General features: G+C 48.2%; 18 protein-coding genes. 9 read left to right on the top strand and 9 right to left on the bottom strand.

What is annotated here, in order from left to right; translation table 11 throughout:
* Positions 1-9: 9 nt before the first annotated feature.
* The 7 genes from asnB to CWB98_RS03980 form a co-directional block, all read right to left on the bottom strand.
* Positions 10-1,683: an asparagine synthase B gene (gene asnB, locus CWB98_RS04010; protein WP_138543692.1), complete on the bottom strand. Its 1,674-nt coding sequence runs from the start codon at positions 1,681-1,683 to the stop codon at positions 10-12.
* 168 nt (positions 1,684-1,851) lie between these two features.
* Positions 1,852-2,514: a pyroglutamyl-peptidase I gene (pcp, locus tag CWB98_RS04005; RefSeq protein ID WP_138543691.1), complete on the bottom strand. Its 663-nt coding sequence runs from the start codon at positions 2,512-2,514 to the stop codon at positions 1,852-1,854.
* Complete coding sequence (locus tag CWB98_RS04000) at positions 2,507-3,526, bottom strand: DUF979 domain-containing protein (protein WP_138543690.1); 1,020 nt, start codon at positions 3,524-3,526, stop codon at positions 2,507-2,509. Before CWB98_RS04000 ends, pcp begins: the two co-directional genes overlap by 8 nt.
* The gene (locus CWB98_RS03995) at positions 3,523-4,266 is read right to left on the bottom strand and encodes a DUF969 domain-containing protein (protein ID WP_138543689.1); all 744 of its coding nucleotides are present in this window, start codon (positions 4,264-4,266) and stop codon (positions 3,523-3,525) included. The genes CWB98_RS04000 and CWB98_RS03995 overlap by 4 nt, the downstream gene beginning before the upstream one ends.
* On the bottom strand, positions 4,263-5,198 hold the full coding sequence (locus CWB98_RS03990; protein WP_138543688.1) for a biotin-dependent carboxyltransferase family protein: 936 nt from the start codon (positions 5,196-5,198) through the stop codon (positions 4,263-4,265). Before CWB98_RS03990 ends, CWB98_RS03995 begins: the two co-directional genes overlap by 4 nt.
* A complete protein-coding gene (gene pxpB, locus CWB98_RS03985) occupies positions 5,192-5,848 on the bottom strand; it encodes a 5-oxoprolinase subunit PxpB (RefSeq protein ID WP_138543687.1) in 657 nt (218 codons plus the stop codon). The genes CWB98_RS03990 and pxpB overlap by 7 nt, the downstream gene beginning before the upstream one ends.
* Before the next feature lie 199 nt (positions 5,849-6,047).
* Positions 6,048-7,562, bottom strand: a complete 1,515-nt coding sequence (locus CWB98_RS03980) for a leucyl aminopeptidase (RefSeq protein WP_138543686.1) — start codon at positions 7,560-7,562, stop codon at positions 6,048-6,050.
* Between the two features lie 191 nt (positions 7,563-7,753).
* Between CWB98_RS03980 and msrA the strand changes: the two genes are divergently transcribed.
* On the top strand, positions 7,754-9,043 hold the full coding sequence (gene msrA / locus CWB98_RS03975; RefSeq protein ID WP_432765877.1) for a peptide-methionine (S)-S-oxide reductase MsrA: 1,290 nt from the start codon (positions 7,754-7,756) through the stop codon (positions 9,041-9,043).
* 35 nt (positions 9,044-9,078) lie between these two features.
* Here the strand turns inward: msrA and CWB98_RS03970 are convergent, their stop codons facing one another.
* Positions 9,079-9,273 (bottom strand): hypothetical protein, encoded by a 195-nt coding sequence (locus CWB98_RS03970; RefSeq protein WP_138543685.1) that lies wholly within the window; start codon positions 9,271-9,273, stop codon positions 9,079-9,081.
* 200 nt (positions 9,274-9,473) lie between these two features.
* Between CWB98_RS03970 and CWB98_RS03965 the strand changes: the two genes are divergently transcribed.
* Both CWB98_RS03965 and CWB98_RS03960 read left to right on the top strand, forming a co-directional pair.
* A complete protein-coding gene (locus CWB98_RS03965) occupies positions 9,474-10,400 on the top strand; it encodes an ABC transporter substrate-binding protein (RefSeq protein ID WP_138543684.1) in 927 nt (308 codons plus the stop codon).
* 97 nt (positions 10,401-10,497) lie between these two features.
* Positions 10,498-12,801 (top strand): methyl-accepting chemotaxis protein, encoded by a 2,304-nt coding sequence (locus tag CWB98_RS03960; RefSeq protein WP_138543683.1) that lies wholly within the window; start codon positions 10,498-10,500, stop codon positions 12,799-12,801.
* A 9-nt stretch (positions 12,802-12,810) separates the two neighbouring features.
* Here CWB98_RS03960 and CWB98_RS03955 read toward each other — a convergent pair whose 3' ends face one another.
* A complete protein-coding gene (locus CWB98_RS03955; protein WP_138543682.1) occupies positions 12,811-13,833 on the bottom strand; it encodes a LacI family DNA-binding transcriptional regulator in 1,023 nt (340 codons plus the stop codon).
* A gap of 387 nt (positions 13,834-14,220) precedes the next feature.
* On the opposite strand from CWB98_RS03955, the gene glk reads away from it, so the two are divergent.
* The 6 genes from glk (at position 14,221) to CWB98_RS03925 (ending at position 21,693) form a co-directional block, all read left to right on the top strand.
* The gene (gene glk / locus CWB98_RS03950; protein WP_138543681.1) at positions 14,221-15,237 is read left to right on the top strand and encodes a glucokinase; all 1,017 of its coding nucleotides are present in this window, start codon (positions 14,221-14,223) and stop codon (positions 15,235-15,237) included.
* 14 nt (positions 15,238-15,251) lie between these two features.
* Positions 15,252-16,265: a LacI family DNA-binding transcriptional regulator gene (locus tag CWB98_RS03945; RefSeq protein ID WP_138543680.1), complete on the top strand. Its 1,014-nt coding sequence runs from the start codon at positions 15,252-15,254 to the stop codon at positions 16,263-16,265.
* A 271-nt stretch (positions 16,266-16,536) separates the two neighbouring features.
* Entirely contained in the window at positions 16,537-18,390 is a 1,854-nt protein-coding gene (gene edd, locus CWB98_RS03940) for a phosphogluconate dehydratase (protein ID WP_138543679.1), read from the top strand.
* 23 nt (positions 18,391-18,413) lie between these two features.
* The gene (locus tag CWB98_RS03935; RefSeq protein ID WP_138543678.1) at positions 18,414-19,034 is read left to right on the top strand and encodes a bifunctional 4-hydroxy-2-oxoglutarate aldolase/2-dehydro-3-deoxy-phosphogluconate aldolase; all 621 of its coding nucleotides are present in this window, start codon (positions 18,414-18,416) and stop codon (positions 19,032-19,034) included.
* A gap of 17 nt (positions 19,035-19,051) precedes the next feature.
* Complete coding sequence (gap, locus tag CWB98_RS03930; RefSeq protein ID WP_138543677.1) at positions 19,052-20,056, top strand: type I glyceraldehyde-3-phosphate dehydrogenase; 1,005 nt, start codon at positions 19,052-19,054, stop codon at positions 20,054-20,056.
* Positions 20,057-20,262: 206 nt separating this feature from the next.
* Positions 20,263-21,693 carry a YfcC family protein gene (locus CWB98_RS03925; RefSeq protein WP_138543676.1) on the top strand — a complete coding sequence of 477 codons (1,431 nt, stop codon included), beginning with the start codon at positions 20,263-20,265 and terminating at the stop codon, positions 21,691-21,693.
* Positions 21,694-21,891 lie beyond the last annotated feature (198 nt).

Genomic DNA, 21,891 nt, shown 5'->3' with positions numbered 1-21,891 from the left:
TTTTATTGTCTACTCCGCGCTTTGGTAAGCGTGACTGTGTACGTTGGCAGCACGTCCGGATGGATCGGCATTTTGCTCAAAAGACGCGTCCCAGGCCAGCGCTTCAGGCGTCGAACAGGCAACTGATTTACCATGCGGCACGCATTTGGCAGCCGCATCTCCCGGGAAGTGGGATTCAAAAATGCAACGATAATAATAGGCTTCTTTACTGTCTGGCGTATTGATAGGGAAGCGATACTCTGCACTGGCCAGTTCCTGATCGCTCACCTTCTCATTGACATACTCTTTTAACGAGTCAATCCAGGAATACCCAACGCCGTCAGAAAATTGCTCTTTTTGACGCCAAAGCACCTCATCTGGGAGATAGCCATCGAACGCCTCCCGGATAATATGTTTCTCAATTCGACCCTCTTTGCACATCTTGTATTCAGGGTTAGTGCGCATGGCGACATCTACGAACTCTTTATCCAGAAAAGGAACTCTTGCTTCCACCCCCCAGGCTGCCATGGACTTGTTGGCGCGCAGGCAGTCAAACATATGCAGCTTAGAGACTTTACGATTGAGCTCTTCATGAAACTCCTGGCTGTTGGGCGCTTTGTGGAAATACAGATAACCACCAAATAACTCATCGGCTCCTTCACCGGAGAGTACCATTTTAATGCCCATGGCTTTGATGTAGCGAGCCATCAGGTACATTGGAGTAGACGCCCGGACTGTGGTTACATCATAAGTTTCAAGGTGGTAAATAACTTCTTTCAGGGCATCGATACCTTGTTGCACCGTGAAATGAATTGGGTGGTGAACTGTGCCTATCTGATCTGCAACTTTTTGCGCCGCAGCCAGATCAGGTGAGCCTTCAAGTCCGATTGAAAAGGAGTGTAATTTGGGCCACCAGGCTTCAGTCGCATCATCATCTTCTATGCGTCGTGCGGCAAACTTTTGAGTAATGGCGGAGATAACCGACGAGTCCAAACCACCTGACAGCAATACGCCATAAGGTACATCACACATTAGCTGACGCTTTACGGCTGCCTCAAGTGCGTCTTTAACTGTACCAGCAGCGGCCTCGTTATCTTTAACGGCCTCAAACTGTTGCCAGTCTCGCTGATAATAGGATCTGAGTGTACCTTCTTTAGAATAAAGGTAATGCCCCGGCGGAAACTCTTCAATCTGGTTGCAAATTGGTGTAAGCGCCTTCATTTCACTGGCGACATAAAGATTGCCATGCTGGTCTCGCCCTGTGTATAGCGGGATAATACCAATGTGATCGCGACCTATCAGATAGGCATCTTCCTGCTCATCATACAGACAAAAGGCAAAAATACCGTTCAGGTCATCGAGGAACTCAGGACCTTTTTGTTTATATAAAGCCAGTAACACCTCACAGTCTGATTGAGTCTGGAACGTAAAAGGCACAGTGAGCTTTTGAGCCAGCTCCTTGTGGTTATAGATTTCGCCATTGACTGCGAGAATGTGGGTTCGCTCCGGGTTATACAGTGGCTGGGCACCGCTGGATACGCCTACAATGGCGAGTCGCTCATGCACCAGAATGGCTTTATCACTGGCATAGACACCTGACCAGTCTGGACCACGGTGCCTTAATCGCTTAGACATTTCTATTGCCTGCTCGCGCAGAATGGCTGGGTCGGATTTGATCTCCAGCACACCAAAAATTGAACACATAATGACCTCATTCCTGTTAACTATTATTATCGAGCGCACGCACCGGTGCCATCTCGTGCCCTTAGTACTATCAGAAATGAGATCGCAAGTCACATAAAAAACAGCGATTTTATTGGATAGGTTTTGCCCTGTTTTGGTGCGAAAATGAACCAAAACAGGGCGTGTGTATTAGTGAGTGGTGCCCGCGGCTATCTGAAGATCACTGTCATGGCGTAGAGCGGATGAAATCATCACTTTAAGAGCATCAATCACCATAGTAGCGCTCATACTCGGTGCACCAGTGTGGTGCAGGGCCTGCTCGGGTAAATAAGGAATATGGATAAATCCTCCCCGACATTCGAGCTGATGCTCATGAATATAGTGTAGAAGTCCATACATCACATGATTACACACATAGGTGCCAGCAGTGTTTGAAATACTGGCCGGGATCTGTGCTTGCCTTAAATCGTTGAGCATGTGTTTTACTGGTAACGCAGCAAAATAAGCCGCCGGGCCACCTGCCAACACGGGGGTATCTATGGGTTGTGCCCCTGCGTTGTCAGCGATGCGGGCATCATTTACATTGATGGCCACGCGTTCGATAGAAATATCGGCACGACCCCCTGCCTGGCCAACACACAGTACGAGCGACGGAGCATATTTATCGATGGCACGGTTGAGCTGTGTCAGGGCATGGTCGAACTCGCAGGGGAGTTCTTTGGTGCGAATAGTGAACTCACCAATATGGCAGCCATCGAGCTGGTGTACCGCCTGCCATGAGGGGTTAATCGACTCTCCGCCGAAGGGTTCAAACCCGGTCAATAACACGGTTTTGTGTGTTCCTTTAGTCATTGAAGATTACTCCATACATGAGCAAGATGTTGATAGCCAACAGGGACAGAGCCGTTGGGATCTGTACCTTAATGACCTGGTACTTGTCTTGCAAATCTAACAGCGCAGCGGGGACAATGTTGAAATTAGCCGCCATTGGTGTCATCAGCGTGCCGCAATAGCCAGAATACATACCGATTGCAACAAGCGGAGCCGCACTGGCGCCATGACCCTGAATTAAGAAAGGCACGGCAATACCGGCTGTCATGACAGGGAAGGCGGCAAATGCATTGCCCATGACCATAGTAAACAAGGCCATACCAACACAATAAATAACCACAAGCATAAAGCGGTTATCGGGTGAGACAAACAGAGTGACCAGATCCTGAATAGCCGTGCCTGTATTAGACACTATGAAAACACCACCCAGCATCGCAAGCATTTGCGGCAGGATTGCAGCCCAGCCAATGGAGTCAACCAAGCGGCGTGATTCACCGAGCGCCTGAACCGGACTACCTCCGGTGAATTTCCAGCTCACTAGCAAAGCGATTGCGCAAGCCAGAGTGAGCGCCGCGAGGGTAACATGGCTCTGATCGAAGACAAACAGACTCCCAATCTGGATATCCTTGAGCACAATGGTACAAATGACCGTGACAATGGGAATAAGAACCGCCGGAATAAACAATTTATTGCCGATCCTCCTGGCACTGGCGGTTTGCTCTTCCTCACTGGGTATATCGTAGTGGCCCATCGAAACTTTGCCCATGCCTGCCAGCACGGCGATGAGTATGACAAACACACCAACCCAGCGATAGGTGAGACTTTCTCCAAGGTAAGTGAGAGATAAGTCGCCAAATAAGAAAACGCTGCCAAACAAGCCCCAGAATAGTGCCGTGGTCAGTCGTTTGGGATGGTGTTTATCTTGCAGTGTTTTGATGACCAGAAACAGCACCACAAAGCCGATGAGTAAATAGATATTTTCAATTGACAGTAAAGCAGGCTGCGCGTCTGCAGAGGATCTCATCGCACTCATGCAAGCTCCTCCCTGGTTACCGAGCTTTGTACATCTGATTGACTTTGTTCAGCATGCAAGGCAACTTGTGCGCGTATTTTGGCTTCAAGTCGTGCCAGACGGAACAGATGAACAATTAATGCAGCGATGGCGGTTGGAATTGCCCACAGACCAATATGCAGTGGCTCAATACCCGTTATGCCATTTTCTCTTAAGAAAGCATCCATCAACAATACGGCGCCAAAGGCAATGAAAATATCTTCACCAAAAAAGACGGCAATATTGTCACATGCCGCCGCATGTGCACTGATCAGGTCCCGAACGGGCTTTGGCAAATCACCATGCAGGTTGCTCGCGGCGCCAAGCGCCATAGGGGCAAGTAAAGGGCGCACGGTCTGGGGCTGGCCTGCAAGATTAATTAAGCCGAGTGCGGCACTACATTCACGTACGACAAAATAGACGCTCATGATCCTCGCTGTGGTTGCGCCTTTGATACTCGCTATCCAACTCTTGGCGTGTTGTTGTAAGCCATATCGCTCGAGAATCGCAATAACGGGGAGTAAGAGTAAAAAGCTTGCAAGCTGGCGTGAATTCAGAAACTTCTCGCCGAAGGTTTCCAGCATAGTCAGAAAGTCTAAGTCAACCGCCCAGCCGGTAACAATACCAGCGCAGGTAACAACCAGTAGTGGGTTAAAACGCAGGGCAAATCCGAGGATCACCACTAAAATCCCGCTCAGGGGTAAAAAATTAAGTTCACTCACGAAAAGCTCCTGTCGCGATGAGTCAGCGCTATGCGCAATTGATTGAGATGATTTTGTTGTTTTTGTGTCTCCTGGCGCGCCTTGCTTTGGGTCGTCAGACTAAAGCTGACCTGAGCGCCTGCAGCAAGTTGGGCAAAGTGTCGCAAATCGGCGCTGATCACCTGAGCTATCATCGGGTAACCACCGGTAGTCTGACAGTCGTTCAGCAAAACAATGGGCGCTCCGTTTGGGGGCAGCTGAATCGTGCCAGGCAGCACAGCCTGACTATTTATCGTAACCTGGTGACTGGCAGGGGCAGAGTTACTAAGTCGCACCCCCATCCGATTACTGTCGGCTGACACCTGCCATTGCTGGCTGCACAACAGTTGCTCTGTTGACTGGCTCAGGTGTTTGCAATGGGGACCGGGTAATACTCGGATCTGGTTTAGGTAGGGCGGTTGTAATGCTCCTATACTTTGTTTTTCTGAACAGGCTTTATAGCTTAGCTGGTCTGCTGCAGATAACGCTTTACCTTCTAACCCGCCAAACCCAGCCTGTAGATCTGTGGAGTCAGATCCCATAACAGGATGGAGGTTGAAGCCACCTTCTACACTGATATAGGCGCGAATTGCGCTAGGGCTGGAAGCAAAGCTGAGCACTTGCCCGGACTTAGCAAAGTAACGCCAGCCTGGTGTCAATGCACAGTCGTCCAGACGCGCATTGAGATCGCCGCCGGTCAAGGCGAAGTTGGTAGCCTGATTAAATCGCAACTGACAGAGACCGACCGTGATTTCAAGGACCGCGGTATCAAGAGGGTTGCCCAGTAAGGTGTTGGCAATTTTCATCGCCATAGGATCAAGTGCGCCGCTTTGTGATACACCCAGGTGACGATAGCCATATCGGCCAAGATCCTGAATACATACCTGAACACCAGGTTTGATGATTTCTAGCACAGCCCCTCCTTTTGAGGTACAAATTTGACGTTATCACCTGGCTGGAGCAAACAGGGCGAGTGGGCTTGAGCATCGAATAACCGTGTTGAGCTGTGCCCCAGCAGTCGCCAGCCACCGGGAGAGGTACTGGGGTATATCGCACTGAGGTCTTCTGCAATGGCAACCGAGCCTGCGGGTACCTGTGTTCGTGGTGAGTCCAGTCGGGCGACCTGAAGTTGTTGCGGTACCGTCCCCAGATAGGCAAAGCCTGGCAAAAAGCCCAGAAACTTAACCTGATAAATGGGTGTACTGTGCAGCTCAACAATATCCCGTGGTGACAGGTCTAGTTGAGCGGCCAGTGGCAAGAGGTCTGGGCCAGCTTCTTTGCCGTAAATAACCGGGATAGTGTGTGTGGTTGGATGAAAATCTGTTGCGCTCAGCTCCTGCCAGAGCGTCAAGAGTCGTTCTTGCCAAGTGTTACAGTGAATGGGGTTTCTCAGAACCAGCGTGATAGAGGTTTTTCCAACCACGATGTCACTGCCAACCTCCAGTTGTTGTAAGTGGCGATGCAACGCAAACAGTCGGTTCTGTTGAGCATCATCGAGTCGGGCGCAATTAAGATCAAGCACCACAGCTTGCTCACCAAGCAGATAAGTCTGTTCCTGATTCATGGTTTCTTATTGTCATTATATTATTGTCACACAAGGCTAACCCTGAGGTTATGCCGACGCGGTGGGGTACCTGAGGCAAAGAATAGCAAGCTTATCATTGACTGTCTTGCCTAATGTGTCCAACGCTGTCAGCATGTGTCCACAGTACGTAAAAAAAAGCCATGCAGTGGTCGCATGGCTCTCTTCGGTTGGGGTTCTGTTAGTTGCTCAAAAGCCACTCACTCAACAGGCGTACACCAAATCCGGTGCCACCCGCAGAGACTTCGCCTTTGCCTGTGGAGGCCAGTGCATTGCCTGCAATATCAATGTGTACCCAGCGTGTCTCACCCGCAAAATGTTGCAAGAAAGAAGCCGCTGTCGTGGCGCCTGGGCCACCTGAACCAATGTTCGCGATATCCGCAATGTCTGACTTCAGCATATCTTTGTAGCCCAGAGGAAGGCGCCAAAGTGGCTCATTAACGGCTTTGCCTGCCACAGTGAATTCGGAAATCAGGTGCTCGTCGTCAGAGAAAACAGCTGCATAGCGGTTACCAACGGCACGGATCTTTGAACCAGTTAATGTGGCCAGGTCAATCATGACTTCAGGTTTGTAGTAGGTACGGGCATACCACATCGCATCACTCAGTACCAAGCGGCCTTCTGCATCGGTATTCAGGATTTCTACGCTCAGGCCTTCTGCTGTGCGCAGCACATCACCCGGGGCAATTGAATTTTCAGATACCATGTTAGCGGCCATCCCCATCACAGCGACAACGTTCACATCGGCTTTTGCCAGGGCCATAGCTTTGACAGTGCCAAGTACTGCAGCGGCGCCGGCCATGTCTGACTTCATGCGTGCAATCGACTTACCGGTTTTAATACTGTAACCACCAGAATCAAAAGTGATCCCTTTGCCCACTAATGCGATGGGGGTGTCGTCATTACCTTTATAATGTGCAACAACAAGACGCGCGCCTTGTTTACTACCACGACCTACGCCTTCCAGCGCATTCATGCCTAAAGATTTAAGCTGCTCAGGCTCAAGAATTTTCACTTCGACGCCGTATTGCTCAAGTTGTTTGGCTGCATTGGCGAAATCAACAGGTGTCATTTCAGTCGGCACTTCAGAGGTCAAGTCTCTTGCCAGGAATACACCTTGCTCAATGTAGCTTAAAGTGGTGTATTCAGCCTTGGTTTTACCCTGATCATCCACATTCAGACTGTAGGTCATGGTGTGTGTGTTCGGCTCTTTCTTATACAGTTCAAACGTGTGGTCACGCAAATTGGCACCATGTGCATATTGAGCCGCAAGTTCGTGGTTACTAAGCTGACCATTAAAACCTTTGAGTGCGACACTGACTGTATCTACCTCTTTTTGCTCAAGCTTCGCGTGCAGATTACCACCGAGTTTAGCCATCTTAGCACTGTCCAGCTCTTCCAGTTCACCAAGACCAACGACAAGGATACGCTGATGCTTGGAGTCAACAGGAGCAAGTACTTCGACGACTTTGCCATAGTCACCAGAAAACTTGTCCGCTTCGAGTGCTTTGGTAAGCTGCTTGCGGGTATCTCTGTCGAGGAATTTAAATGCATTGCTTTGCTCGTTATCCTGAAATACGACCAGTGCATTCGTCTTTTCATTCAGTTTATTGGTGAATTGGATATCAGCGGCAAGCGCCGATACAGATCCGAAAAGGGCAACACTGAGTGCGCACAGACGAGTAGATAATGACATTGATTAAACCCTTAATAACTAATTTGGGATTCGTTTTACCTTAAACAAGGCGATTAATTAATTAAATGTCGTTGAACGACACAGAATCCTAGTTAAAGCGCTGACAAAAAGGTTTTTTGTACAAAAGTGAAAGTGACGGCTTGCTTAAGCGGTCTCACTAGGCATCTGAAATCAATTTTAAGGAATACGGTGTGATTAAACGACTCATTCTGAGTTTGGCGCTTTTGGGGGGAGCGGGTTTTACCCAAGCTAACGATACCTCCGTTAGCAATATGCCAGACGAAGCTAGTTCGCACATTAAAACTCTGGTACTGGGATCTGGGTGTTTTTGGGGAGCAGAGAAACGCTATGAGGCTTTGCCTGGCGTGATTGATGCTGAATCCGGCTATGCTGATGGCCGTGGGTTTCATGCAAGCTACAAAGCGATTACCGCACCGAGCCGGCGGTTTGACCCCAATAATTACGCCGAAGTGGTCCGGGTTACCTACAACGCTAGTCGTCTATCAACGGAATCATTGCTAAAAGTGTATTTTGAAAGTCATGATCCGACACAGAAAAACCGCCAGGGCAACGATGTTGGCACCCAGTATCGTTCGATCATTCTGTATACGGAAGAGGCGCAGAAAACGACAGCCGAGGCATTACAGGGGCAATATCAGGCACTGCTGAGTGAAGCAGGATATGGGCCCATTCAAACTGCACTTAAGCCGTTAGTGGCTTTTGTCAGGGCGGAAGAGTATCACCAGAACTATTTGGTCAAAAATCCCAATGGTTATTGCCCGGATCACAGTACAGGCGTGACCTTTAAACAAACGGTAGAAGAAATTATCGACAATAAGCCATTAATGGTTGGCAAGCATATCGTTGTTATTGATGCGCCTTATTGCCCTTACTGTGAAAAATTCAAGCAACAAGTCGTAAATGATTATCAGGGCACTATAGCGCTGCATTATCGCCGTGCAAATCAGTTGCAGGGGCTAAGTATCATGTCTGCTACCTGGGCGACACCGACTATCTTGTTTTTAGACGCTGGTAAAGAAGTCGCAGGCTTTCAGGGTTATATGAATCGTGACGAATTTTACCTTGCACTGGGGGCTTTTAAGCTAGGTGACAGCGACGCATTTAAAACGGCATTTGAGCAAGGGACAGATCGCCCGTTTTGTAAGCAATATGATTTGTTTAAGAAAACAGGTGATGGTGTATTTATTGACAAACTAAGTGGGCAGGCTTTATTCGATACCAAAGACAGGTTTAACTCTGGAACCGGTTGGCTATCTTTTAAGCACCCGGTGGCGGGCAGCGTCACTTATCACAAAGATAACAGCCACGGGATGCGGCGCACAGAGATCCGTTCTCGCTCTTCTGGGATTCATCTGGGTCATGTTTTCGCTAATGAAGGTCCGGGTGGAAGCGATCGCTACTGCATTAATGCGACCGTGTTAGAGTTTAAACCCAGGCAGGATTACCAGATAAGTCAGTAGTAATCCTGAACTAACATGAAATAGGTGCTAAAGGATTAGCACCCAATCGCCTGGGATAATGGGCAGTTATTAATTGACTCTTCCCAACAGAAGCGGTTCTCAGTGGGTGCACAGTTATTAAAGTAGCTTTTAGGGCGTCCGCCTGCTACTTGAGGCGTTACCTGTTGCGCCAATGTCGCTTTGTCCGCACTGAGTCGTTTGATACATTTTTTGTTCAAATTGAGTTTCATTTTGATATTCCTTTTAAAATTTGTAGTGTTCATAGAGTGAACAATTAAACATTAGTACATCTGATCCTAGCGTGTAAAACGGTTTTACATAACTGTTTGTAAACAATTATGTCACAAAAAATGGAGTGGGTTTATAGACTGACAGAAGTGAAATAGCGCCTATACTGGAAGGGATTCATTCTGAGCAGGCATCAGTCTTTATGTACCGCATACTCTGTTTTTTGATTTTGTTGCTGGCAATGCCTCTGCGTGCCATGCAGCCTATTCAAATACTCTACAATGACTGGACGAGCCAGCAAGTTTTGTCCCATATTGTGGCCAATATTTTTACCGAACTTGGTTATCAAACTGAATTTATCGAAGCCAAAACAGATGGCCAGTGGTTTTTACTTAAAGCTGGAATGGCGGACGTTCAGATGGAGGTCTGGGAAGGCACCATGGCAGACAAATATGCGCAACTAATACGTAGTCAGGTGATTGTTGACCTTGGTGATTACACGTTGAAAACCCGCGAAGATTGGTGGTATCCGTTGTATGTTAAACAACACTGTTCTGGGTTGCCTCATTGGGAAGCTTTGATCCAATGTGCCGACATCTTTTCCAGGCCAGGCTCTCAGGGCAAGGGGGTCTATATTGCAGGGCCCTGGGAAAAGCCTGATCGGGCCAGGATCCGCGCATTGCAATTGCCCTTTGTTGTAGAGCAGGTCGACAGTGGAGAGGCGCTGTGGAAAAAGCTGGCTATTGCACACAAAATCAAACAACCGATCTTGATGTTTAACTGGACACCCAACTGGGTGGGAGCCGTTTATCCCGGTGAATTTGTTGAGTTTCCAGACTTTGACCCGCGTTGCGAAACAGAACCCGGTTGGGGAGTCAACCCCAGGTTTTTGTTTGATTGCGGTAACCCCAAATCCGGGTGGTTAAAAAAGATAGTCAGTACCGTGTTTTTTGAGCAACACCCTTGTCTGGTCAAGGGCCTGCGTCAGTTCGATATGGACAGCATCATGCTTGAGCAGCTGGCAGCCATGGTTAATCTGGAGAATTTTACGCCTGCATTGGTAGCAAAGCATTGGCTTGAAACCAATCGGATTCAGTGGCGTAGGTGGTTTGCCAAATGTATTGAATAGCTCTGTAAATGGAATAAAAAAGCAACATGAGTGGAGATCTTGAACTAAGCTTTTAATACCTGTCGATTTTACAAGTCAGGATGACGCTGGAGGTGCCGTGAGCATCAAATTGAAGCTTATTGTAAGCGTCTCAACTCTTGTAACGGTTGCACTTATTATTTTGTCCTTTAGTGTGGGCATAATTACACAAAAAGATGTAGCCAACACCCTGACTATGCAGGTCCAGCACCGCCTGGTGGGGCTCAGAGATGCAAAGAAAGAGCAGTTAACGGCGTATTTTGACTTCATCAATGGCCAGTTACTGACGCTGGCAACAAGTGAAGCCACTCGTAACGCGGCACTGCAATTTACCGATACTTTCAAACAGGTGGGCGCACAGCCCGACGAAGCCGCGTTGAGCCGCTATTATCGTGATGAGTTTGGGCGAGTATTTACGCAAAGAAACGGTACACAGACTGATACACAGCGTTTGATGAGCGCCTTGAGTGATCCCGCCAAATACTGGCAGGACAAGTACATAGCGCAAAATACGCACCCATTGGGGAGTAAAAATGCTCTGAACAGCTTTCAAGATGGTAGCAAATATGATGCTGCCCATCGTCTGCATCACCCTTTTTTCAATAGTTTCTTAGAGCAGTTTGGTTATTACGATATTTTTATCGTAGATGCAAAAAGCGGTCATGTAGTGTATTCCGTATTCAAGGAATTGGACTATGCGACGTCGCTGCTGCGTGGTCCTTATGCGCAAAGTGGCCTTGGTGACGTGTTCAGAGCTGCCAGAACACTACCCTCGGGAGAGATAGCCTTTGTTGATTTTGCCCCGTATCTACCTTCCTACAATGCAGCTGCGTCATTTGTTGCGACGCCGATTGTCAGAGAAGGAAATAGTCTGGCTGTACTGGTGTTTCAAATGCCAATCGACAGACTCAACGATATCCTCACTTACCAGCAAAACTGGCAAGCACGAGGGTTGGGAGAATCGGGCGAAACCTACCTGGTTGGCAGTGACTATAAAATGCGTAGCATGAGTCGCTTTTTGCTGGAAGATAAAGCAGGCTACCTACAGGTACTGGCAAAGGCTGATGTCGAGCCACAAGTGGTTGCCGCAATAGACAGGTTTGATACATCGGTCGGGTTGCAAAGTGTCCGCACTCAGGCTGTCGAAGCAGCATTGTCGGGTCGCTCCGGATTTGCCATCATAGAAGATTATCGCAATGTTGCTGTGGCATCTGCATATACTTTCGTTGAAATAAACGGCAAAATCTGGGCGCTACTGAGCGAGCTCGATCAGTCTGAGGCCTTTGCAGATGTAGAAGAAATAACCAATCAGATAACAACGATGGCGATCATCATAACCGTCATACTGATCGTCATTGCGCTGTTTTGTGCCTGGGTGCTGGGCAATATTATCGCGACACCCATTCAAAAGATGAGCCGGTTTATCAATCATGTTGCGACTTCACTGGATTTAACTTTGCGGTTTAACGAGTCGAATAGTCAAGACGAAATGGGCCAGGTAGAGCGAGCTTTGAATTCTATGTTTGAAACCTTTGCTGAGACCTTAAATCAGGTCAACTTCAGCGCCGAAAAGTTATCCAGTCAGATGGCACAGTTACAAGCGAACTTTACTCAGCTTACGAATAAAAGTGATACACAAACGGATTTAACCGTGCACATAGCCGCGGCAATGGAGCAAATGGCTGCAACCTCTGAGGACGTGGCTAAAAATGCACAGTATACCAGCGAAGCCAGTCATGATGCTGTTAGCGCGTCAGAGCAGGGGAAGAGTAATGTTGCCAAGAATATGCAGTCATCCAGAAGCCTGGAACAGGCGATGGACCTGACTATGCAACAAATGACGACTTTACAGGAACAATCCAACAACATCAGTCAGGTGCTGGAAGTGATCCAGACAATTGCAGAGCAAACCAATTTATTGGCATTAAATGCCGCGATTGAAGCAGCCCGAGCGGGTGAGCAGGGCAGAGGGTTTTCTGTTGTGGCCGATGAAGTGAGGTCTTTGGCGCAGAGGACACAGCAATCGACAGAAGAGATAAATCGTATGATTCAAAGTCTTCAAAGTGGTTCGGCAAACGCGATGTCAGCGATACGTGAAGCACATGCGTTAACAGAGAATAATTTATCATCTACGGACTGTACCCGGGATTCTTTGCAGCAAATTAATGAGCAAATTTGCAAAATCGAAGCCTTCAATGAGCAGATGGCGACGGCAGCTACTCAGCAAAGTGCCGTTGCCAAAGACGTTACCCAGCAAATATCAGATATCACAACTCTGGCTCAGGCAAACTGTGCCATTATTACTGAGGTTAATGCAATGGCCTCTGCTGCGGATGAGGATGCGTTATTACTCAAGCAGCAGATCAGCAAATTTCATCTTTAGCACAGGCGTTTAGGCGGATTTTCGAACAATCAGTTTAGGAGGTAGTAGGGTGTCCGTTACTGTTTCCCCTTTGATCAGGTTAAGCAGGTTGTTGACCAGCATTTGGCCTGCCAGTGTGGTGTTTTGCTGCACTGTGGTCAATGCAGGCGAAATAAAGCTGGCAGCAGCGATATTGTCAAAGCCAATAACAGCAACATCCCCAGGCACATCTTTACCGGCTTCTTTAAGTGCTTTGAGCGCGCCAATAGCAATGAGATCGCTGGCTGCAAATAGGGCATCAAACTGAATATTGTTGGCTAGTAATGAGCGCGTAGCATGATAGCCAGACTCTTCTGTTGAAATGGCGTTGGCGATTTGACGCTCAGGTAATGCTAACCCTTGTGCTGTAAGGGTATCCCGGAAGCCCTTGAAGCGTGCGAAAAATTCAGGGCTGTGATCGGACGCGTCACCGATAAAAACATACTGCGAGCGGTTTTGTTGTAGCAAATGTTCTGCAGCCAACTTGCCACCGCCGTAATTATCACAACTGACCGTTAAATCTTCCCGTCCGTCGACCGTTGCGCCCCAGCAGACAAACTTAGTGTCCTGAGAGAGTAATTGCTGAAGACGGGACTGATAGTCCATGTAATCACCATAACCAAGCAGAATAATGCCATCGGCCCTGTGGCTATCTTCATAATCTGCTCGCCAGTCCTGGCTAGTTGACTGAAAGGAAACAAGTAGATCATACCCTTGTTTTGCACAAGCTCGGGTGATACTTCCTAGCATGTTAAGAAAGAAGGGGTTGATCTGCGATTCGTCCCCAGTTGGATCTTCAAACAACAACAGTGCCAGAGTGCTGCTTTGTTGAGTACGCAGATTACTGGCATTTTTATCGACTTTATAATTCAGCTGCTTTGCCACTTCCCAGACGCGACGTCGGGTCTCTTCATTAACCAGCGGACTGTTTCTCAGTGCGCGTGACACCGTAGACTGGGAGACACCCGCAAAGTGGGCGATATCAAAAGAGGTGGCTTTGCCTTTTGGTTTCATAGTTTATTTGTTCTAAGTGATAACCTGATTATTGTCAGCAAATGAATAAAATTTGCAAGCGTAATATCCATGTTGCTGTCCTGATGACATACTTGACCGACCTGATTACCAGAATATTGCGGGTCTCAGAAATAGTTGCTGTGAAAATGCGCAGTTAGTAACTGCCACGTCGATCGAGCGAAAATTTTTATTGCCTCCATCTGACACCGGTGTCATAATGTTGTTGTTTTATCATTTTGTTGTCAAAACGTATTGGCTGTCCCTCCGGGGACAGCATTTTTTCAGCTGAACGTGCAAAGTTATACAGCTGGACTTTGGCATCATCACCCGAGCCAGTTACCTTGGAAGTTGTGCATTCAGTGCACCCGGATAAAAGAGAAAAACAACATGAGCCAGACAACACCTCATAGCTCGAATAATAAAGGCCACGTGTTTGAGCCTATTGTCGTCGCGGACATCGGCGGCACCAACGCCCGTTTTGCCGTTATAACTCAGTATGATTCGAGTACTAATCAGTTTGTAATAAGTCACCAGTCAACGTATCCCAGCGCCGAATTTCCCTCTTTTGAAACAGCCATCAGCCGTTACCTAAATGAACTGCCCATAGCCAAGCCGTTGCGTGCATGTCTGGCTGTGGCCGGGCCGGTGAAGGCACAGCAGGTTTATCTGACTAATTTAGGATGGCAATTCAACAGCCAGGATATTAAACAGCAATTTGGTTTTAGCGAATTAGCGGTTATCAACGATTTTGCTGCTTTTGCCTATGCTGCGCCTTATCTGGACCCAGAACAAAATATCGAAATAAAATCGGGTCAGGCTCAAGCAGGTGCCAATATTGCGGTGATGGGACCTGGCACTGGATTTGGTGCTGCGTGTCTGGCCAGAGACATTAACGGCAGTGCCGTAATGAGCTGCGAGGCCGGTCACATCAGCTTAGCTGCGGTCACTGAACTGGACCAGCAGTTGCTGGTTGCTCTGAAACAGGAGATTGCACATGTTTCCGTTGAAGAAGTCTTTTCAGGTCGTGGTTTAGCACATTTGTACCAGGCTATGGCAAAGGTAAAAGGACACTCGGCTGAGAGACTGAGCGCGGCGCAGATCAGTGAACGTGCTGCGGAATGCGAAATCTGTGATGCGACATTGAATCACTTCTGTGACTGGATTGGCAGTGTTGCCGGTGATCTGTCTTTAACATTTGGTGCACTGGGTGGAGTGTTCATTGGTGGTGGAATTTTGCCTCGTATGGCACAGCGTTTAAAGTCAAGCCAGTTTGCAGAACGGTTTGTCACCAAAGGCCCGATGAGTCAATATGCGGGTCAGATCCCAGTCACTTTAGTAGTACAGGAAAATATCCCTTTGATTGGCGCTGCTGCGTGCTTACATGAGCGCGCCAGTACCAGATAGTCAGGACAAGTGTAATGAAAAAAGTGACCATTAACAGTGTCGCGCAGTATGCGGGCGTGTCGAAAAAGACAGTGTCCCGGGTACTGAATAATGAACCTAATGTCAGCCCTGCAACGCGCGAGAAAGTACTCAAAGTTTTTAAGGAGCTGGATTATCGTCCAAACCCTATTGCGCGTGGATTAGCGCGCAACAAGAGTTTCATTATTGGCTGCCTGTATGATAATCCGAGTAAAAGTTATATAACCCGTGTACAAAGTGGTGCATTAGAAGCCTGTCATAAACATAATTACAACTTACTGATCCACCCTTGTGAGCTTCGCGGCGAGGCATTGATTGATAATATTGATCAATTGCTGACAACGTCCCGACTGGATGGTCTTGTATTGACACCTCCGTTTTCTGATTCACGCGAACTAATCGATTTTCTCAAGCAGAAAAATATCAATTATGCGTTGGTAGCTTCAGCTATTCAGGATGATGAGTCTATTTCTATCTGTAGCAATGATGAGCAGGGTGCCTATGAGCTGACCGAACACCTCATCGCGCTCGGTCATACCGATATAGCCTTTATTAAAGGTCACCCGGACCACAGTGCGACAGAAAATCGCTTTAACGGCTATAAACGAGCGCTTGAGCAACACCAAATCCCACTCCAGGAACGTCTGGTTGCTGAGGGTAACTTTAGCTATCACTCAGGTGCAGACAGCGCTAAGGCTATTCTGGATATGACACCGCGCCCGTCGGCCGTATTCGCGTCTAACGACTACATGGCTGCTGCGGTACTTAAGCTGGCAACTCAACGGCAATTGCGCGTACCGGAAGACTTGTCTATCGCTGGCTTTGATAATGCGCCGATCGCACGGCATATTTGGCCTGGCCTGACCACCATTGCGCAGCCTGTTGAGGAGATGACGAGATTGGCTGTAGAGCAACTGATCATGCAAATTTCAGAACCCCAGGAGCAGGTATATCAGCGCGTCCTGGAAGCACGACTGATCACACGCGAGTCAACTGCCAAAAACCACTAGATCCCATTTTTATACTTGCCCAAAGCCCGGCCAATCTTGGTCGGGCTTTTTTGTTTGTTGTTTGTTCACTATTTGGTCATTTATGAAATTTAGACTAAATTTAAAGTAAGGGTTGACACCGGTGTCACAAACATGAGTAAATATAGTGACACCGGTGTCAGGTTGGGGTGAGAGACAACCTGACAGCGTACCTTTGAACGGGTAAATCAAAGCTGCTCAGTACAGGGAGAGCTGTACTGAGCCTTTTCCTCTAACAATAGAGAGTTGAATTATGTTGCATCCTCGAATTCATGAAGTCACTCAACGCGTTATCACCCGCAGTCAGCAATCTCGTCAGGCCTATCTTGAGCGCATAGAACAAGCAAAAAAACAAACTCGCGTCAGAGCCGGACTGGGCTGTGGTAACCTGGCACACGTGATGGCGGCCTGTTCGAGCAGTGACAAAGCAAGATTAAAAGCAGATGAGCAGCCTAATCTGGCTATCATCAATGCCTACAACGATATGTTGTCTGCCCACGTGCCTTACAAAGAGTATCCTGATCAGATAAAGGCGATTGCCGAAAAATACGATGCCACGGCTCAGGTCGCAGGTGGTGTACCTGCAATGTGTGATGGCGTAACGCAGGGACGTGACGGAATGGAACTGTCTTTGTTCTCTCGTGATGTTATTGCAATGTCGACAGCGGTTGCACTGTCACATGATGTGTTTGACGGTGTGTTTTGTCTGGGTGTATGTGACAAAATCGTCCCCGGATTACTGATTGGTGCGCTGTCATTTGGTCATCTGCCAATTTATTTCCTGCCAGCTGGACCGATGCAGTCGGGCATTCCTAATAAAGAGAAGGCTCGTGTCAGACAAAAATTTGCTCAAGGCCTGGTTAGCCGTGAAGAGTTATTGGAAGCAGAAAGTGCTTCTTATCACAGCGCCGGCACGTGTACTTTCTATGGTACGGCGAATTCAAATCAAATGTTGATGGAAATCATGGGCCTGCACCTGCCGGGCAGCTCATTCATTAACCCTTATACCGAGTTGCGTGATGGGCTGACTGCCAGCGCGGTGGAAACCATGTTAAAGCAGCTGCTTGGCGACGACAAAGTCAATAGCCTGGCAGAGGTCGTCAGCGAAAAAACCGTCATTAACGGCTTGGTTGGTTTGCTGGCAACGGGTGGTTCTACCAACCATGCTATCCACCTGGTGGCGATGGCTAAGGCCGCAGGCGTTCAAATCACCTGGAAAGACATGGCAGATTTGTCTGAAGTGGTGCCTTTATTAACACGTATTTATCCTAATGGGTCGGCCGATGTAAATCACTTCCAGGCCGCAGGTGGTATGGGCTTTTTGATGCGTGAATTACGTGATGCGGGTTACTTGCACAATGACGTTAAAACCATTGTCGGCGATGGCCTGGATGCGTATACCAAAGAGCCTGTCTTGGACGTTGATCCGACCCTCATCATGACAGACAGCACCGGGCCTGCAAAAGTGAAATGGGTAAATTGCCCTGTTGATTCTCTGGACGAAGATGTGCTCAGACCCGTGTCTAATCCTTTCAACAAGCAAGGCGGTTTGCAGCTGTTAAGTGGCAATCTGGGTAAGTCTGTTATCAAAGTATCAGCAGTTGCTGAGCAGCATCAAGTTGTCTCGGCTCCTGCGAAAGTGTTTAGCTCCCAAGCTGCATTGCAAGAAGCATATACACGAGGCGAGCTGAATCAGGATTTTATCGCGGTTATCAAAGAACAAGGTCCAAAGGCAAAAGGGATGCCTGAGTTACACAAATTGACGCCGGTGATGGCGAGCTTGCAGGACGAAGGCTTCAAAGTCGCGATTGTGACCGACGGACGAATGTCAGGTGCGTCGGGTAAAGTGCCTGCAGCGATTCATCTAGCGCCAGAAGCCGTTGAAGGTGGGCCGATTGCGAAAGTGCGAGAAGGTGACTTAATCACGCTTGATGCACCCAAAGGTGAACTGGTTCTGCACATTAGCGATGAAGAGCTTGCTCAGCGCGAAATTGAACTGACCGAGGTAGGCCCAACTTTTGGTACAGGCCGAGAGTTATTTAGCGGCTTCAGAAATATAGTCAGCAGTGCCGATTTAGGCGCAAGTGCATTCGGCATAGAAGAATAACAGCAACTGGGAATGAGGACATTATGAGCATTAAAGAGATTTTATCAGCGGCGCCGGTAGTACCCGTTATTGTCATTGACGACTTAGAAGACGCCGTGCCACTGGCACAGGCGCTATATAGAGGTGGTCTGCGTGCACTGGAAGTGACATTGCGCACACCGGTTGCTGCACAGGCGGTCAAAGCAATGAAAGAAGCGGTGCCAGAGGCTTATGTAGGGACCGGAACCGTCGTTGATAAAGCGTCATTCGACGCGTCTGTTGAAGCTGGAGCTGACTTTATGGTGAGCCCGGGTGTGAGCTCAGAATTGCTGACGCTGGCAAAAGGCTCGGATATTCCATTTCTGCCGGGCGCTGCGACGCCAAGCGAAGCGATGGAACTGGCCGCTCAGGGCTTTAAGTTTTTGAAGTTTTTCCCGGCAGAGGCTGCAGGTGGTACAGCCATGCTGAAATCAATCGGTGGTCCTTTGCCTCAGGTGACATTTTGTCCAACAGGTGGGATCAGCTTAGCGACAGCACCTGACTACCTGGCACTCAAAAATGTGATTTGTGTTGGTGGTACCTGGATGCTGGATAAGACACTTATCGCAAACAAAGACTGGCAAGCCATTGAAGCGCTTGCTCGACAAGCAAGTGAAGTAAACTAATTTAGGGGAATAGGGTTATGATTAATATTGCAATTAATGGCTATGGCCGTATCGGTCGAAATGTACTGAGAGCGCTTTACGAAGCAGGTCAGAATGACCAGATCAAAATTGTCGCGATTAACGACTTGGCACCAGCGCAGACTAACGCACACCTTACCCAGTTTGACTCGGTTCATGGGCGTTTTAACTTCCCGGTTGAGCTAAAAGACAACACCCTGATTGTCGGTGAAGACGAAATCACTTTGACTCAGGAACGTGACCCAGCGCAGCTGCCATGGGGCGACCTGAACGTAGATATCGTGCTTGAATGTACGGGCTTGTTTACTTCACGTGAGACCGCAGGTAAGCATATTGCAGCGGGTGCGAAAAAAGTCATCGTATCGGCACCTGGTACAGATATGGATGCCACGGTTGTACATGGCGTAAACAGTAACGTATTGAACGCAGATAGTAACATCATTTCAAACGCATCTTGTACGACTAACTGTCTGGCGCCAGTTGCAAAAGCCCTCAATGACACGATAGGGATTGAGCAGGGTAGTATGACCACTATCCATGCGTACACAAATGATCAAAACCTCTGTGATGTTTACCACAAAGACCTATATCGAGCGCGCAGCGCAACACAGTCAATGATCCCGACAAAAACTGGTGCTGCGAAAGCTGTGGGCCTGGTACTCCCAGAGCTGGCTGGCAAACTTGATGGCATGGCAGTACGTGTACCTACGGTAAATGTTTCTCTAGTTGATCTTACGTTTATCGCAAAGCGCGAGACGTCTGCCGAAGAAGTCAATGAGATCTTAAAAGGCGCTGCCGACGGTGCGATGGCTGGTATTCTTGAGTACAACACACTGCCACTGGTATCTGTTGACTTTAATCACAACCCAGCGTCATCGGTGTTTGATGCAACCCAGACTAAGGTAGATGGCAAACTGGTTAAAGTGATGGCCTGGTACGATAACGAGTGGGGTTTTTCAAACCGTATGCTTGATCAGGTTAAAGCACTAGGACAATTCCTGTAAGCCGGAACGATTAGTATTTTTTCTTACGTCATGCGAGCCCTGCTTAATGCAGGGCTTTTTTTGTGGCCGATTAAGCACCCTGAGCTCAAACTGGTTTGTTTACCTTTTTTAACGCCAAAGTTGGGCTATTAGCCGCGTGGTGTTTGCACCATAGGGTCAATTTTTATTACACTGCGCACAATTTTAGTTAACGACAAAGAAATAACATGAAAGAAGGGTTTAAAGTTCCCCATACGCTCATCCTGCTACTGTCTATGATGTTGGTGGCTTACCTTGCGACTTGGCTGGTCCCGCAAGGTTTCTTCGATACTGTCACACTCGACAATGGGCGTCAGGCTGTCGTGCCAGGCACCTATGCGCTTGCCGAGGCGCAAACTCGCTTAACGCCCATGGACTTCCTGGTTGCCATTCCGCGCGCGTTTGCCGCGGCACAAGATGTCATTTTCTTTGTGTTTATCGTTGGTGGCGTGCTATCCATTGCGCGGGCTACAGGCACCATAGATGCGCTGATAGGCCGCTTGTTGGAGCGGTTTGGGCATAAGCCGAATATCTTGATTTTCATGGTCGTGTTTTGTTTTGCGCTAGCATCAGGTGCAATTGGTACAGCGGGCGAGTATATTCCTTTTGTTCTAATCTTGGTTGGACTATGTAAGGCAATGCGCCTGGATGCCATGACCGCTGTGGGCATGGTGGTCGCGGGTTACGGCATTGGCTACGGCGTATCTGCCTTTAACCCGTTTACTGTGATGGTGGCGCAAAAGGTGGCAGACATTCCGGTTTATTCGGGTATTGAGCTGCGCCTGGCGATTTTCCTGCCGTTCGTTTTAATTGGTTTCCACCATGTATGGAGCTATGCCAAAAAAGTTCAGGCCAACCCAGAGTTATCTCTGACCAAGGGCTTACCTTGTCCTTTAGCCGGTACTGCTGAGGCAAATTATCCGGCACTAAATAAACGTCACCAAATGATTTTGTTTGGCCTGGTTGCTGCGATTGTGACGGCGGTTTGGGGTATTTCTCAAAAGGGCTGGTATCTGTATGAACTGGGAGCCGTATTTATTTCTTGGGGAATTTTCACAACTTTAATTGGCCAGATAGGAGCGGATCGCGCTGCGAATGAGTTTATTGAAGGGGTGAAAGACTTGGCAAGCACTGCTATTTTGATTGGTGTTGCACGTGGTATTGCACTAATTATGGAAGATGGCCAGATCCTCCATACTCTGGTTTATGCTATGTCGTCGCCGTTATCACATCTAGGAGCTGAGCTGGCAGCCGTTGGCATGTTCATTATGCAAACCTTGCTGAACTTGTTTATTCCATCTGGCAGTGGTCAAGCTTATGTTACTATGCCGTTGATGGCCCCGGTAGGTGACATTATTGGTGTGTATCGTCAGGTTGCAGTACTGGCTTACCAGTTTGGTGACGGCTTCTCCAATATGATCATTCCGACCAATGCGGTTCTGATGGGAATTATTGGTATGGCAGGTGTACCTTATCACTTATGGTTCCGATTCTGTTTACCTCTGTTTGGTAAACTGATGCTGGCAGCATCCCTTGTACTGGTTCTGGCTGTTACCTTTGGTTACGGCGAAGACGTCCAGCCTAAAGTGGAAGGGACTGCACACACACAAGCAAAGTAAGCAGGATAAGATACCGTGTATCTCACAGAGTGAGCCATGTGCTCACTCTGAGCGACGTATCAATCAAACTGCAATACCCACGAATCATGTTACCATAGTGATATCAATCCGCATTAATACCTAACCAATCGCAGAGAATCACTCGTCTCAAGATTGGCTAGTAATACCAATTTCACTTAATACCTGTTCAATTTGAAG

Origin of the sequence: Pseudoalteromonas rubra (assembly GCF_005887115.1) — a bacterium.
GTDB classification, from domain to species: Bacteria; Pseudomonadota; Gammaproteobacteria; order Enterobacterales; family Alteromonadaceae; genus Pseudoalteromonas; species Pseudoalteromonas rubra_F.
Note: the sequence above shows the minus strand (reverse complement) of the source record. Positions and strands in the feature narration are given on the sequence as shown.